The 15,878-nt window shown below is 50.9% G+C and carries 7 protein-coding genes; 2 read left to right on the forward strand and 5 right to left on the reverse strand.

All coding sequences use genetic code 11. From position 1 onward, the window contains the following. Position 1: 1 nt before the first annotated feature. From GFR01_RS10350 to GFR01_RS10370, 5 genes are all read right to left on the reverse strand, one after another. Positions 2 to 1,810: a fatty acyl-AMP ligase gene (locus tag GFR01_RS10350; protein WP_099182390.1), complete on the reverse strand. Its 1,809-nt coding sequence runs from the start codon at positions 1,808 to 1,810 to the stop codon at positions 2 to 4. Next, positions 1,807 to 8,169, reverse strand: a complete 6,363-nt coding sequence (locus GFR01_RS10355; protein ID WP_099182391.1) for a type I polyketide synthase — start codon at positions 8,167 to 8,169, stop codon at positions 1,807 to 1,809. The genes GFR01_RS10350 and GFR01_RS10355 overlap by 4 nt, the downstream gene beginning before the upstream one ends. A gap of 56 nt (positions 8,170 to 8,225) precedes the next feature. Then, complete coding sequence (locus GFR01_RS10360) at positions 8,226 to 9,677, reverse strand: AMP-binding protein (RefSeq protein ID WP_099182392.1); 1,452 nt, start codon at positions 9,675 to 9,677, stop codon at positions 8,226 to 8,228. A 116-nt stretch (positions 9,678 to 9,793) separates the two neighbouring features. Continuing rightward, positions 9,794 to 12,022 (reverse strand): Hint domain-containing protein, encoded by a 2,229-nt coding sequence (locus GFR01_RS10365; RefSeq protein WP_099182393.1) that lies wholly within the window; start codon positions 12,020 to 12,022, stop codon positions 9,794 to 9,796. Between the two features lie 602 nt (positions 12,023 to 12,624). Beyond that, the gene (locus tag GFR01_RS10370) at positions 12,625 to 13,236 is read right to left on the reverse strand and encodes an NAD(P)H-dependent oxidoreductase (RefSeq protein ID WP_099182394.1); all 612 of its coding nucleotides are present in this window, start codon (positions 13,234 to 13,236) and stop codon (positions 12,625 to 12,627) included. 476 nt (positions 13,237 to 13,712) lie between these two features. On the opposite strand from GFR01_RS10370, the gene GFR01_RS10375 reads away from it, so the two are divergent. Continuing rightward, on the forward strand, positions 13,713 to 14,420 hold the full coding sequence (locus tag GFR01_RS10375) for a response regulator transcription factor (protein WP_099182395.1): 708 nt from the start codon (positions 13,713 to 13,715) through the stop codon (positions 14,418 to 14,420). After that, positions 14,417 to 15,847 (forward strand): ATP-binding protein, encoded by a 1,431-nt coding sequence (locus GFR01_RS10380; RefSeq protein ID WP_099182396.1) that lies wholly within the window; start codon positions 14,417 to 14,419, stop codon positions 15,845 to 15,847. The genes GFR01_RS10375 and GFR01_RS10380 overlap by 4 nt, the downstream gene beginning before the upstream one ends. Positions 15,848 to 15,878 lie beyond the last annotated feature (31 nt).

Consider the following 15,878-nt stretch of genomic DNA (forward strand, 5'->3'; position numbering starts at 1 on the left):
GTCAAACTTTCCCCTCAGCAACTCTCAAAATACGGACCTGATTTGACCCCGGTTGGATATATGTTTCGTCACCAACGATACTGATATCCCCCGAAACAAGCCGCTTCCACATTTCTGAAACCCGGATTTTACCACTCGGCGTCTTCAGCATAGCACCGGGCCTCATGTATATGACACGGAAATACTGAACCGGGAAATACTCGCAGATCTTCTGACCAATATGTTGAGCGAGCACTTTCTGATCCACTTCAGATCCACTAAATAACTCGGTAATAATAACCAGATATGTACGATTTTTTTCTTTTTCCGAAACAACAGCCGTTGAAAAAAGACGAATTTCGGAAGAAAAGTTATCTAAACAGGCGATGATATCTTCAGGGTCAAGCGTGGTATTTTCAATTACTATACGATTATCCTGTCGACCAACAATATATAGTGCACTATTCAGAATAAATCCTCGATCTCCGGTTCTGAGAAAGCAGCCACTCTCTTCTACAACCTCGCTACCAAAAACTCTGCTATTTTCAACCGGTTTGTTAATATAACCTGACGCAACACCCGGACTCTGAACGCGAATTTCCCCAACATGCCCATCTGGTAATAATGCGTCTGTCTCAACGTCTGTAATTCTCACCAGAATATCTTCTGAAAGAACGCCGCAACTTGCTAATAATCGTTTATCGAGAGCATTTTCAGGAGGCACTGCGATCCCGTGAGCCAGGCCCTTTCTGGAAAACCCTTGGAATGAAACACCCTCCCCCCTTTTACTTGCCGTTACAAGAAGGGTAGCCTCTGCCAGTCCATAACACGCAAAAAATGAGTGGCCTTCGAAGCCCGTTGAGGCAAACCTCTTCTGGAAAGCCTGCATTGTATCAGGCCGAATATACTCTGCTCCGTTGAAGGCGACTTCCCAACAGGTCAGATCCAGATCGGAAATTTCATCGTCAGTGATGGAACGCGCGCACATCCCATATATAAAATCTGGTCCTCCCGAGAGAGTGGCACGATAGCGGTTGATCGCACGGAGCCATCGTACTGGCTTCTCAGCGACATTCTCCGGGGATAGAAGAATACATCGCCCTCCTGTGGCCAGCGTCATTAGAGCCCCCCCAATCAACCCCATATCATGAGAGAGCGGCAGCCAGTTCACGCCACAATCCCCCCTGCGATAGCCGAATGCCTCAGACTGACGAAACAGGTTATGAGCAATATTCCGATGTGTAAGCTGCACACCTCGCGGTGTTCGGGTTGATCCGGAGGTGTATTGTATTAATGCGATGTTTTCTGGAGCAGGTCTGAAAGGGATATCGCCGTCCGGAATGCGAAGGGTATCTGTGGGCACCCAGAGAAACTTCTCAGCGCCTTTTGCATCCGGGCAAACCTTCTGAAATTCTGTCAGGACTTTACCATTACCAATGACCGCAGAAGCAGCGCTATCGTCTCGTATAGCGAGGAAGCGGTCTCTGGCACCGAACGCCTTAGGATGAACTCCGGAAACAGGAATTAATCCTGCGCACAGACATCCCATCAGTCCCCGCACATAATCCAGACTACTCTCATAAAGCAGGATAGCCTTCTCACCTGGCGACAATAACTTCCTTAACCAAACAGCAAGAGATGAGGCCTGTAAGGCAAGTTCGGAGGCGGTAACGCTATCTGTCTCGTTCTCTCCATCTCCGAGAAACGTATACAGCTTCAGATCTGGTGTTCTCAGCGCGTGGAAGAACAAGGCATCGACGATCGTGCTTTTCTGCCAATCAAGAATGTCTTCGCCGTCTGAACTGGTGATGAGATGAAAATTTTCTGTCATGGCAAATTTGTCGTCTGTCCGATTTTGATCCTGTTCAGAAGGAACTGGGACATTTTCTGAATGCTCTCATCGCGTGCGAGAACCAGAATTGATACTTCCACTCCAAATTCGACACGAAGCGCTGTCTGCAGCTCAACTCCAGCCAGGGAATCAATTCCCAACTCGGAAAGACGTGCCCGATCGTCAATAGCAGTTGGCTCCAGATGCAAAGTATGCCCGATGAGAACTTTAACCTGTTCCACGACATAAGGGAGACGCTCATCTTCCGGTAGCACCGAAAGCGCAGCAAGCCTCGCGCTTACGCCTTCGCTGTTGCTATCTGCGAGCCGTACGAGTGAAAACCGCGCTGACTGGTCTGCCCCTGGAAAAATCTGAGCCCATTTTTTCCAGTCAATATCCACACAGGCCACCTCAGGAATGTCCAGCGTCAACATTCTGGGCAATTCCCCTAGAGCATCCTGAGCTGTCATGCCTTTCAGGCCAGCAGCTTCGAGGGCGCGAGCCGCATTTTCATTCCGACTGAGCATACCCACGTCTGAAATAGCGCCCCAATCCACGGCCAAAGCAGTATGACCTGCCTGCCAACGATTAGTTGCAATTGCGGCAAGTACGCTGTTCGCCGCTATATAAGCACTTTGCCCGATATTTCCCAGAAGCGTGGTTACTGAAGAAAACATTACAAAGTAATCAAGCTTCACAGCCCTGGTTAAATTATCCAGGATGATGGCACTTTCTGCTTTTGATCTTAGAACACGGCTAATACGCTGACTATCCAGATTATAGATCAAGCCGTCATCAAGAATGCCCGCGCAATGGAATACGCCCTTTAGCGGAGGATGTTCACCAGATTGCGTCAGATCCTCTAGGATATCCGCCATTCTGCTGGAGTCAGAAACATCCGCCTGAAGAGTTGTGATTTTTATTCCAGCGGCCAGATGTTTCGAAATTTTCTGAGAAATTTCTGTTTCTTCCAAGGCACGGCGGCTTAATAGCAGAAGATGCTGCGCTCCCTGGCCTATCAGCCACTCCGCGGTCGCCCAGCCGAAACCCCCGAGACCGCCGGTTATCAGATAGGTTCCCTCTGGACAGACATGCGGCTGAACGCGCGCGAGGGGATAGGCTTTGAGATCTTCCGGATGGGAATAATCAATCACCACTTTCCCAATGTGCTTTGCTGATGCCAGCAGGCGGAATGCGTCAGATGCTTTCTCTGCAGGAAAGTTGCTGTAAGGGAGAGGCTTGACGGACCCAGTCGTGAGAAGGCCTGCCACATCAGAGAGGAGCGAGCGCATGAGCGACGGGCGCTCATGCATCATTCGATCCAGATCCAGAGAGAAAAAAGAAAGATTTTCATTGAACGGCGCCAGTGGAAGACCGCGTTTTTCAATAATGTCTTTCTTCCCGATTTCCACAAATCGCCCATAAGGCGCGACAAGAGACAGACTATGCGTCTGCCCTTCGCCCGGCAGGGAATTCAAAACAACATCCACGCCTCGCCCATGCGTAACGGCCCAAACACCTTCAACAAATTCCAGAGATCGAGAGTCCCAGACTCCTTCGCAACCCAGGTTTTTCAGGTATTGCCGCTTTTCAGGGCTTCCGGCCGTGGCAAAAACGCGTGCACCAATTTTCTGTGCCAGTTGGATGGCGGCCAGTCCAACACCCCCCGTTCCTGCATGAATAAGGACTGTCTCGCCAGCGGCTAGCTGCGCAAGACGACACAAACCATAATATGCGGTGACGAACGCGACAGGAAGCGTCGCGGCTTCGAGGGGTGAACCAAGCCCTTGTAACGGCAAAGCGAAAATGTTTTTCGCGTCTGCCGTAAAGTGAGACGCAAAGCAACCAGGCCATGAGACAAGATACCGTTCGCCCGGTGAGAAACCTTCTACACACGATCCGACTGAAACAACTTCAACGGAGGCTTCCATGCCAAGGCTTTCCCCATGGAATGTATCCTCCACAACGCTTTGAGGAATCAGGCCAGTTGCCTTGAGAATATCCTTAAAATTAAGCGAGGCCGCCAGTGTTCGAAACACCACCTGCCCGGCTTGAGGAGGCTCGCAGACAAACCGCTCATGATGTAACTTATCCAGCGATCCCGTAGAGCCACTGACAAGACGTACTCCGACAATTTTGCCGTCTATTGTCTCACCCGAATGATACGACGTAGAGACGGGATCAGGCCTGTTTTCAGAAGGCGTCAGCCTGCAAACCGCGCGGATTTCTGGACGCAGAATAATATCGTCTTCCGCATCCTGTTGCATAACTTCAGCACAAAGCTGGCGCAGGATGAGAGGTTCGATCGCCTGTCTACCAATATCAACGATCCGCAAAGCAAGATCCGGACGTTCGGAAGAGACACCTCGGGAAAAGCCACGAACAGCGGCCTGTCCGGTAAAAAGCTGTTCCGTGAATTCTTCATCGGCTGAGACAGCCGCCCGTGTCGCGACAACAAAGCGAGGAACAGTGTCTCCCTCCTCTGACGCCTTGATACCTCGAGCCAAACGAAGAATATCCTCGATGCCATCCTCTCCAGTGCCACCAAGGTTCGTGTCGCAGAGGTAAAGAATGCTATCAGCGGTAGACGAAAGCGCGTGTTCCAGTTCTCTGTCGTCAAGCTCATGAATCGGCCAGATATCGACCATGAGGCACTGCTCGCCAAAGACCTGCTGTAGCATCGTAAGATCGCTGCTATCACGCCCGAAAGCCGTGACTGTCAGAGGCGCCGCGAACAGAGGAAGCAGGTCAGTCTTGATCCAGGTCGGTCGATAAAGGCGACGGCCAATTAAAGCGGTATCAGAGTTCCCTTTGAATTTCTGAATGGCTTTTGCTTTGAAACCAAGAATTTCTGCAACGGATTCACCCTCCTCGGTCACGAGCAGAATATTACCTTCAATTCCCTTTTCAGACTGCTTCGTCAGAATGGCACGTGCCAAAATCTGGTTATGGCGGCCACCACGGTAAATAATCTGACGGACCCCGACTGGAATGAAAACCCGTTCTTCAGCAGGGTCGTAGCCGGCACCGATGAGTGCCTGAAAGGCTCCATCCAGCAAAGCCGGATGAAGAAAATATTCTCCGATCTGCTGAGCCTCTGCAAACTCCAGACGCGCATAGGCCGCGCCTCGTCCAACCTTCAGTTCTTTGATAACTTGAAAAGACGGCCCATAGGAAAAGCCATGATCCGCCAGACGCGCATAAAAAATGTCCGGAGAGATCTCGTGGGTCAGTCCTTCCAGCAGACTATTCGGCACGACTGTTTCGACTGTCCAGGGTGCGCTTGCCAGTACACGCAATTTAGCGTGCTGGATCCATTCTTCTTCCCCGCTATTACCGTGAACAGACGATACAGTCAGAACACGTGTTTCAGCATCGAATGCCCAATCAACGACTGGCGGCGTCAAACTGTCCAGAAGAAGGGCCTGGCCGATCTCAAGATCTTCGAGGATTGCAGCATCGCTGTTCTCAATCTGCCTATGCACTGCGAGGGCGCCTTCAATGTATCCGGCAGCAGGGAAAAGGCAAAGACCATCGACCTGATGGTCTGGAATCCAGGGCATGTAATTCCGGTTTATATCTGCCCGCCACTCTGGACGCGATGCATTGATCGGCATCCCAAGAACCGGATGAACAGTCCCGTCCAGACGGTCACGGCGGGAGATTTCTGTTTCCGACCAGAACCGGCTCCGTGCCCAAGCATAATGAGGCAGGGTTGTCCTTTGGCCCCCGGTCAAAAGAGACCAGTCCAGCGGAACGCCAGCCATATAAAGCCGGGCCATGCTGCGTGCCATAGCGGTGTTTTCCGGGTCTTTCCGGCTCAGACTGGGAACAACTGTAACGTCCCCGTCGACAAACTGTGCACTTTCGCGAATAAGACCACTAAGGACCGGGTGTGCTCCAATTTCCAGAAAAACGCGGTGACCATCCTTCAGAAGCTCCTGAATCGCATCATGAAACAGGACAGGCTGTCGGGCATTTGCATACCAGTAAGCAGCGTCATGACACTCGTTCTCCTCCCACCGGGCACCCGTCACAGTGGAATAAAGAACCGTTTCAGGGAGCGTGGGAGACAGTGTCTCAAGAGGCGCGAGAAGCTCTTCCCGGATCTCTTCCATCATGATGCTGTGATACGGAATTTCCACTTTTAGCAGCCGGTTGAAGATCCCGTCCTGATCACAGTGCCTGGCGATAGCCTTGAGTGAATCCTCGTCCCCGGCAAGAGTACATGAACGTCCGCTATTGAGTGCCGCGACCGAAACCAGTTCCTTATGATCGCCGATCAGCTTCTCTTCTGCTTCAGCCCCGGAGAGCCCAACTGCCAGCATCGTACCACGTCCTGCGAGCCGGGCCTGTTGCTGACTTCGGTGGAAAATGACCGTTACGGCATCTTCAAGAGTCAGCGCGCCTGCCACATAGCTTGCTGCAACTTCCCCGACACTATGCCCGACAATAGCGACAGGCGTAACGCCATGCAGGCGAAAAAGCCCTGCCAAAGCGACCTGAATGATGAAAATAGCAGGCTGGGCAATGCTCGTCTCATCAATCCTGGACTGTTCCTCAGGACGCAGGACTTCTTCAAGTATAGACCAGCCAGCGAGAGCAGTAAAAAAGGTGTCAATGTACCGGACAGTTTCAAGGACAGACTGTGGGGCATGCCGAAGGATATGGTGCCCCATGCCCTTCCACTGAGACCCCATTCCTGAAAATACAAAGACAGGCTGTTGCATCTCGCCGTTGCGGCGGCGGCCCGTGACAACGCTGGCAGATGTTTTTCCTTCAGAAACTGCCATTAATCCCGTGACGAGAGCGTCTTTGCTCTCACCACAAATGACGGCCTGCAGCGGCAGCCGGGATCTATAGGACGCGGCAGAAAAGCAGACGTCCTCAATCGATGGACCGTCTTCGGCTCCCAAGAGTTCAGCGTAAGACCGGGCGAGTGCTCGGAGGGAGGCGTCGGCCACAGCATTGACAGGCAAAAGCAACTGTCCGGACGGTCGGAGGTGCTTGGTCCGGTCTTTTTGAAGGCATTGCGGCGTTTCGTTATAAGTACGCAGGAACGCTACAGCGTTCGTCCCACCATACCCGAAGGAATTGACGCCCGCATAGACGCGATTTCCTTCTACCGGTGCTTCCAGATGCACCTCCCCACTATTGGGAACATTCAGACCCAAGTCGCCAAATGGAATGGAAGGGTTCAACACCTCCAAATTAGGCTGGGGGGGAACAGCACCATTTTTTAGACAGAGAAGCGCCTTGATAAGACCAGTAACGCCAGCGGCAGCTTCCAGATGCCCCAGATTGGCTTTTACGGAGCCGATGACGAGTGGTTTATCAGCGGGGCGCTTTTGGCCAATGGATGTCCCAAGAGCACGAGCCTCAATAGGATCACCAACTGGCGTACCCGTGCCATGGGCTTCTACATAACCAATATCGGCAGGGTCTATCTCGGCCCTGCGAGCGACGTCCAGCAACAGGTCCCGTTGGGCGTCCTCGCTTGGCATTGTCAGGGAAAGGGTTCTACCATCCTGATTCACGCCAGTACCGGTAATCACACCGTGAATGAAATCTCCGTCTCTCTCCGCATCTGCAAGACGTTTCAGCAGGACAATACCGCACCCCTCGCCTCGCCCATAGCCGTCAGCATCGGCAGAAAAACTTTTGCATCGTCCGTCTGTCGCCAGAAAATGCCCCTTGGACATCGTAATGGACGCGGGTGGTGCGACCATGATGTTGACGCCCCCAGCAACCACAACGTCGCTTTCAGCGGTCAGCAGACTGGTGCAAGCCTGATGGACAGCGACCAGAGATGACGAACATGCCGTATCAATTGACATGCACGGCCCTTGCAGACCGAGATTATGCGAGATTCTTGCCGCCAACATCGTTGCGGACGCTGCAGTAGCAGCAAAATGATCCGTAATAAGGGGGCGATTAAGAGGAGATCCGCAGGCAACCAGCCAGTCGAGGGAAAAAGTTCCGATAAATACACCGGTTCGCGTTCCAGTAAGGCTTGCAGGCAAAATCCCTGCATCTTCCATCGCTTCCCACACGACCTCCAGCAACAACCTTTGCTGAGGGTCCATAATGGCTGCTTCGCGCGGAGATATTCCGAAAAAAAGCGGGTCCATTTCATCAATCTTCTGAGTGATGAAAGACCCTCGCCGCATATAGGTCTTGTTAGGGGTCTCATATTCAGGGTCGTAAAATCGCTTTATGCCCCATCGATCTGCCGGAACATCCGACGAAGCATCTCCCTTGTCACACAGGAAGCGCCACAGGGCGTCCGTCGTTTCGATCCCGCCCGGAAGGCGGCATCCAATCCCTACGACAGCGACTTCATTCCCGTAATCGACCATTTGTGACCTGTTTTTTCTGTAATTCTAGGAAAAATGCATCATGAGGTATCTTGCGATCAGGACGATTGAACGGCTTTCAACAACGCCACTCGATCAGGCTGACCACTTTCAAGCCTTGGGACAGCACTGATCCATACGACTGTTACATCTGGTAGATTGGGGAAAATCTCGCGCATCCATGTAGACAGCTCATCCAGTTTGAAATCCACATCTGTCACAAGTGCCACCCACGGTGCGGCCACTCCTTGCCTGTCGGGTACGACAAACATGGCACCGTCCTTCACCCCTGCACAGCCAAGGAGGCGTTCATCCAAAGCATCAAGATCGAACTTGTCTCCCCCAAAGCTGACAAGGGCATCGGTTCGTCCGACTAGATGCAGGTTCCCTTCCAGATCCAGAAAGCCCCGATCTCCAGGGTAGAACCACCCATTTTTAAACTGGGCCGCAGTTGCGTCTGGATCATTGTGATAACCGTCCACCACACCAGTCCCACAAACACGCACAGTTCCGGTACTCCCTGCCGGAACCGGACTGCCCTGCTCATCCACGATCTGAAGACCCACCCAAGGGAGAACCTGCCCGACGACATCATCACTTATCTGAGGATCTGACTGCGCAACCGTAACGACCCCGCATTCGTCAGCGCCGTAAACAACCTGAACATTTGGCGTAAGCATTTGGCAAATGCTGTCACGCAGCGTTGAAGGCAATTTTCCACCGGCGATCGTAAGATATAGTTCTGGCAGAGGAGCCATACCCGGTGGAAGCTGCGACAGTATAGCCTCAATCTGACGCGGAGATACGACAGCAACAGTCGGAGTTTTCTGACTGAAAACCAGTCCCAGTTGTGCTGCAGTGAGCATTTGTAGACGTGTACCAGCCGCCAATGCTGCCAGAATAACAAGGAAGCCGCTGGACGTTTCAGCCCCCAGTGTCGGAAGAACACGTAAGTCGCCTTCTCGATACTTCTGAGAAACCAGATCCTGAAACACCAGGTGATAGATGGCCGTTTCCACATATCGCGCTGTCAGCGCAATTCGTTTGGTCGTATGACCTGTGCCCCCTGCCAGGGAGAGACGCAAAACATCATCCGGAAGCACCGGAATGATCTCGTCCAGTTCTTTACCGATAGAACAGACATGCTCAAACCAGTTCTCGTCGAGAACCAGGGATTGCGAGAAATTCCCTTCCGTGGGTTGATCCAGCAACACAATGTCGGGCGTGAGAATATCCACCGCACGGTGAAAGTTTGCATCAACATGACCCGGCAGGGATGCTGAAGGAAGCCCCAGGCGCGCCAGGGCCAGCACAAGTATCCAATGCCTGTAGGGATGCTCATATCGTATTGCGACCACTGACGGCATCAGGGTACGAAGCTGAAACAGCGCAGAAGATACTCGGCCTACATCTTGGGCAAGCTGCCCGAATGTTGCTTCGCCTTCCAGCCAACTCATTGCGATAGAGTCTGGAGCACCAGCTCCCCGAGCCAGAGCCAAGCGATCAAACATATTGAAACAACCTATTTTTCAAAATCTATGCATACACCAAATATGGAAAACAAAAGTAACGTGCGTTCTCTACAACGCACGTTACCTTCGTCTTGTTCAGAAAAATATCGTCCTAATCAGGATGCGATGACCTCTGCGTCATCTTCCTGTTCTACAACCACATAAGGGCCGGCATGTTTCACTTCGAGCGAGAGAACTGCGATGGAAAGCGTCTGTCGCTGTGGAAGTCTCAGAAGAGCATTGCCATTTGTCCAACGAGCACCGCCGACTTCAATGGCATGCCATCCAGACAGATTTTCATCTGTCATGTGTTCCGTCAGCCTTGTCTGTCCGTTTCCGGCCCAGAGACTGATTTCCCCTACAAGAATGCCGAGATAACGACGGTCGTCCACCATCGGACCAATCACATCAGACGGGCGGGACGCACGAGAGACAATACGCACCTCTTCAATGCCCGCTGGCAGCATGAAGACCAGCTCGCCGTTCTCTGCCTTGCGAGCCATGTTGATACGATGGCCATCACGCGTCATGAGATGCAGATCAGCATCATCGGTCAGAACAACGGGAGAGCGCTGGTCCGGTAGAGAAAGTTCGGCAGCCCGACTTTCGAGCATGCGATAAACAGGCTCTACAAGTTCCCGAGAGACAGTCAGCGGTGCCGCAGCATCGACGCTCCAGTCACGGGCGCCACCAGTGACGAAGCGAACCACCCCACCTTGCTGCCCAAACTCGCGACGGTTTCCAGTATCAAGATAGCTCTCGCTCAGTGCCCCATTGGACCACAATACGGAGTGCTTCTCTGTCTCGACGTGGAAATACTCGTAATTCGTCATTGTCAGATCGTAGAAAATGCTCTGACCGTTGACGAGCATACGCGCAGGAATGAAACGTCCGTCGAAATACAGGCAGTGTTCTGGAGTAACCAGCAGGTCCTTATGCGGGACACCATGTGAAATGGCATCTTTGAGAATACGAACTGGATAGCCTGCTTCATCAACAGGGAGATCAACCCGAACCTGCGCAGTACGATGACCGACCCATGTCACTGGCTGGACAACTTCGCGTCCATCGACATAGGTAACGACCCGATCGCCAATCCTAAGGTTTTCGACAGCCTCTTCGCCATCCTGTGTCCGGATGAGCGTACCAGCGCAGAAGCAGACGAAGGTAGCAATCGTACTGCCATCTGTGTCCTTACTCAGAACGAAATAATCCGTGCTGTTGAATGTTCCACCAAGCGTTGTGCTCCAGGAGGAACCGCCCTCACTCACCGTTAGCGTATTGCCACTCAGATGAACCGTACCACCCGAAACATAGGACAACGTGTCCACGTCAATGACGGCACCCTGATTGACGACAGTTCCCGAGAGTGATGCGCCTGCAGCAACAACCAGCGATCCGCCAGACGAGATAGTCACATTCAGAGACGTGGCCCCCGAGGAAACAATTTCCTCGCCGCCCTTCAAAACGGTACCACCCGAAACTGTTCCTCCAGACTGAACAATTTCTGTGCCGCCCGAAGACACGGTGACACCGGAAGCCGTGGCACCACTGGATACGGTGACTTCGCCACCCGCAGAAACAACGGCGCCATTGAGCACTGCACCAACATTCAGAAGAACCGCACCACCAGACACCTTTGTAGCGCTAGCAATACCTGCGGAACTCACGACAGCAGTACCACCTGAACCCACCGTCGTGCTGGTTGTCGTTGCACCAGACAGAATGTTCTGAATACCGCCGCTATTAACGGTATCACTGATGGTCAGACCGCCAGCGGAAACATACTGCGCTCCCTGAATCAGAGATCCAATATCCGTGCCACCAGAACCAATATATTCTTCTGCACCGACGTGAACAGTTCCGCCTGAGACAAAGCCCGTTCCGCTAGTTGTGACCCCTTTGGATGTCAGATATCCATTGATGGTTATGTTATTGCTGAGAGCCCCGACATTGCCAACGAACAGTGCGCCCCCAGCTGCCACGTCGGGATTAACGCCTGTGCCACCGGCGAATACGGCCATCGCTGCCGAATTTGCGATGGACGCACCGGAAACATACCCAGCGTCGACAATTGCACCACCGGAAGTTGCGCTGAGGCTCTTACCAACGGCACCAGGAGAAATAACGATTGCCCCAAGAAGGCCCGCTGTATCGCTAGTAGCTGTAGCACCATTATTAATTGAAGCTAGGTGGATTGTTGCTGTGCCACCATTAGCGCTCGTAGGCGGATCACCAACAATCGTCTGACTGGACCACGCCCCATTAATACGAGTACCACTACTCGTATAGTAACTACTATACGCCGAAATGACTGTCGACGAACTCGTCACCGCATCTGCCATTTTTTCCTCCCACAACGGGTTGACGGAATCGTTAATCCCTTTGTGGGTTTTAATAAAATTAACTTCTATGTGTCAAGTATATGAAATATTTGTTTACCATTACCCCAATATGTATTCATTACGCTTAATAAATAAACGTCAAATTTAAATTAAAAGTACCGTCAATATGTCGTTAAACTTAAATACTTATTTGATAAAAACTTTTAAAAAAGTAGACCACCTCCATTTATCAAGAAATTAATCTTGCTTAATCATAAATTCCATAGCGATTTATCTATATTTTTTGTTTTTTTATTATTTATTAAATAACAAAAATTACTGATATAGATGGTGAATAAATTTTATAATATGTTATATTATTAATTATCGCTGAACTTTAATTTTTCAAAAATTTTATCAGGGCCAAAAAACTACCCCCACTTTCTCAAAACATCACAGCTTTCCGTTAAAATTTGGGGGGGGAATTTTAGGCAATTCCTTACAAGAATAGGACTTTCTGATTGCCTACATATACAAATTAGGGGTGCTTTCTGCGTCATTCATTCGTTTTTTGAAGAAAGCATAAGTTATACGCTCTATTGATCTACAAGAAAAAACTCCCTTTATGGTCCTCCCATCAGGGCAACCAGAGTGAAATCAAGAATTTTCGCGAGATGAGCACGATAGTCCGCAATCGTCAGCTCGACTGATGGGTCTTTTATAACGTCCGCTGCGAGGTATGTCGGGAGGGACGTCATACCCAGAAATTGATTGGCCTTGTGAAACGGAAAATAGACAGCATCAATTCCTTTGCCTTCGAAAAACTGGTCTGCATCCACGAAAGCTTCTTGAGGCGCATTCCATGTGAGAGACAACATATGGTGTTTCCTCTGCAGCAAACCTCCGGAACCATATTTTCTCTCCGGATGAGAACGGCTTCGGCCATCGCTCGTATAAAGTAGACCATGGCCGGCTGTAAAAACCTCGTCGATATACTTTTTGACAGTCCACGGAATTCCCATCCACCAACCTGGCATCTGGTATACAACCAGATCAGCCCAAAGAAAATTCTCGACCTCTACCTGGATATCGTAGCCGGCATCAATTTTGGTCTGACGGATCACGAACCCCGCCTTTCCTAAAGTTTCGCATGCCGTTTTGTGCAGCGTGTCGTTCAATCGACCAAGGGAATGAGCAAAAGCTTTCCCGCCATTCAGAAGAAGAATATTTTTCATCGGATACGTACTCCTGACTGTTGCGAATTTCCAAAAACTTTACACTGCGTAGACTGAGATATTTCCCCGGTGAAGCCAGTTCAACACTCGCCCACTCAGATTGACTGCTCTCAGGATGCAGGCCTACGCGTCACAGAGACATATGGACAAAAAGAGGCGGTACGTTTCCGATGTTTGCTGTCCTGCTGCAGGCGTCGGTCACGTTCACAAAATATACAGGTGAAATATCCGCACAATGGAATAGATTAAATATAAATATCTTAATGTAATAAAATATTACTGATACCATAAGAAAAACTGAAAACTTATTTATAAATTTTCAGTTTTGAAAATAATCAAGGGAAAATGATATTTTTCCATGAAATCAGGATCAATCGGATTATCATGCATTTTTCCCACCAGTAGAGTCCTGTTTAGAAAAGAGCTTTGGGTGTACGTTGAATTTGACTACGCATGATAACCTAGCAGCACCCGACATGGGCAGCCGCATCCTTGTGATTGAAGATGATCAAGACATTCGACAGCTGTTGACGCGATTTCTTTGTCTCAAGGGGTATTCGGTAAGCGTTGCGATCAACAAGGCAGAACTGCAAAAGCAGCTTCACTCCGTTTCAATAGATCTGGTGCTTCTTGACATTACCCTTCCCGAGGAAAGCGGTTACGAGCTTTTTGAATTCCTGCGGCAAACAACTGCACTCCCTGTGATCATGGTCACGGCTTTGGCGGAGACACGAGACCGGATCGCTGGCCTGGATCTGGGAGCTGATGACTATATCGGCAAACCGTTCGATCTGGCTGAACTCGAGGCACGTATTCGTGCCGTTCTCAGGCGATCCGAACGTCCTGTTCTCTCCAGTTCAGCACTCGGAGAACATCTTTTTGGGCCCTGGAAATTCATTCCTGCAAAACGCGCCCTGTACGGAAAATCGGGCATTCGCGTTACGCTTAGCAGCTCTGAAACGGATTTGATGCTCACTCTTTGCCAGCACCCCAATGTCCTTTTGACACGTCTCCAGATTATTGAATTGATTTATGATGCCAAGGACGCAGTGGAAGAAAGAACGATTGACCTTCTGATAAGCCGCCTGCGCCGAAAACTGGCCGAAGGTGGACGCCAACTGGAGTTAATACGCACCATACGTGGTGATGGATATATCTTTGATCTTAAAGGTATTTCCTCATGAATGTCGTTTCCTTTTTTTTGCATCCTAACCGGATCCTGCCAAAAACGATTTATGGGCAGATGGTCGCAATTCTGATCTCCAGTCTTCTGGTGACGCTTTTGCTAATTACCTTTCTTTTAAGCGCGTTACGTCCCGCAATTCCTCCGCTTCCCGAAGGACCATGGCCAAGCGCCCTCGCGATAGAAACTGGTATCCGTGCTATCCGCGCTGTTCCGGTTTCTGAAAGAGCAACGATGTCACGGGGATTCTCGACACCGGATTTGCGCTTCCAGGTCAATGCTGCATTTCCTTGCGTGCCGCGCACCATGGATCATGAAGCCGAACTGCTGCGTCGCATTCTTCAGTCCCACCTACCCGAGGATAAGGAAACTCTTCAGGTCTTTAATTGCGAAAAGTATGAGGGAGCAGAAAAAACAACCAACGTTTTCCTCCCGCGTGACGGCATTCATCTCTCCATACGTTCTGGCATCAATTTTCAGTTGGCCCAGATCATGCATATGACGCTACCGATCACGGTACCTTTCATTTCCCTTCTGGTCATGACGGGTGCGCTCTCCATCTGGAGTATCTGGCGCGTTAATCGTCCTCTGTCGACGCTCGCGTCCTATGCAGAAACACTGGGATACGACACCGCGTCCTCTCCTATCAAAGAGCAGGGACCGAGAGAGGTCCGACACGTTATTCGTGCTTTCAATCGTATGCAGACACGGATCAGCGCCGCCGCATCAGAACGTACCCGGATGCTGATGTCAGTCAGTCATGATCTGCGCACGCCACTAACCCGCCTGTCCATGCGTGTCGAAATGGGTGGGGAAGATGCTGCCCCCGAGGCGATGCGCCACGACCTCAATTTGATGAAGCAAATGCTCAACGGCGCCTTGTCTTTCCTGAAAGGACAGCGTGAAGCAGAGATGTTCGAAGCTGTGGAGCTTGGCTCCCTTATTGAAAGTCTGTGTGAAGAATTTTCAGCAGTTGGCAGGGACGTACAGTATCAGGGAGCAGTTCGGCTTCCGTGTTACTGCCAGCCAGTCTCCATCGCACGGGCCGTCAGCAATCTTATTGAGAACGGCTTGAAATACGGTGAACAGGCAAAGGTTGATGCCTGGGCTAACGACGGTCAGATCTTCATTGAGGTGCAAGATCGCGGACCTGGAATTCCTGAAACGATGCGACAGGCCATGCTCCAACCTTTTGCACGCATGGATCAGGCCAGGAGCTCTGACGGCAGTCTCGGATTAGGACTGTCCATTGTTTATGACGTTGTCGCACGTCATCACGGTACGATCGAATTTCGGGATGCTGCTCCCTCCTCCGGTCTTATTGTCAGGCTTGTTTTACCTGAACGCCTGAAAGCAAATTCACCAGCCAACCGTTCGAAACCAGTCTTTTCTTCCCATTCGTCCCGGTCTTCTACCCCTCAGTTATAATCTCGTGGAGCCTGTCTGGCATGTCCAAACC

This window comes from Gluconobacter frateurii (assembly GCF_002723955.1).
GTDB lineage: Bacteria > Pseudomonadota > Alphaproteobacteria > Acetobacterales > Acetobacteraceae > Gluconobacter > Gluconobacter frateurii.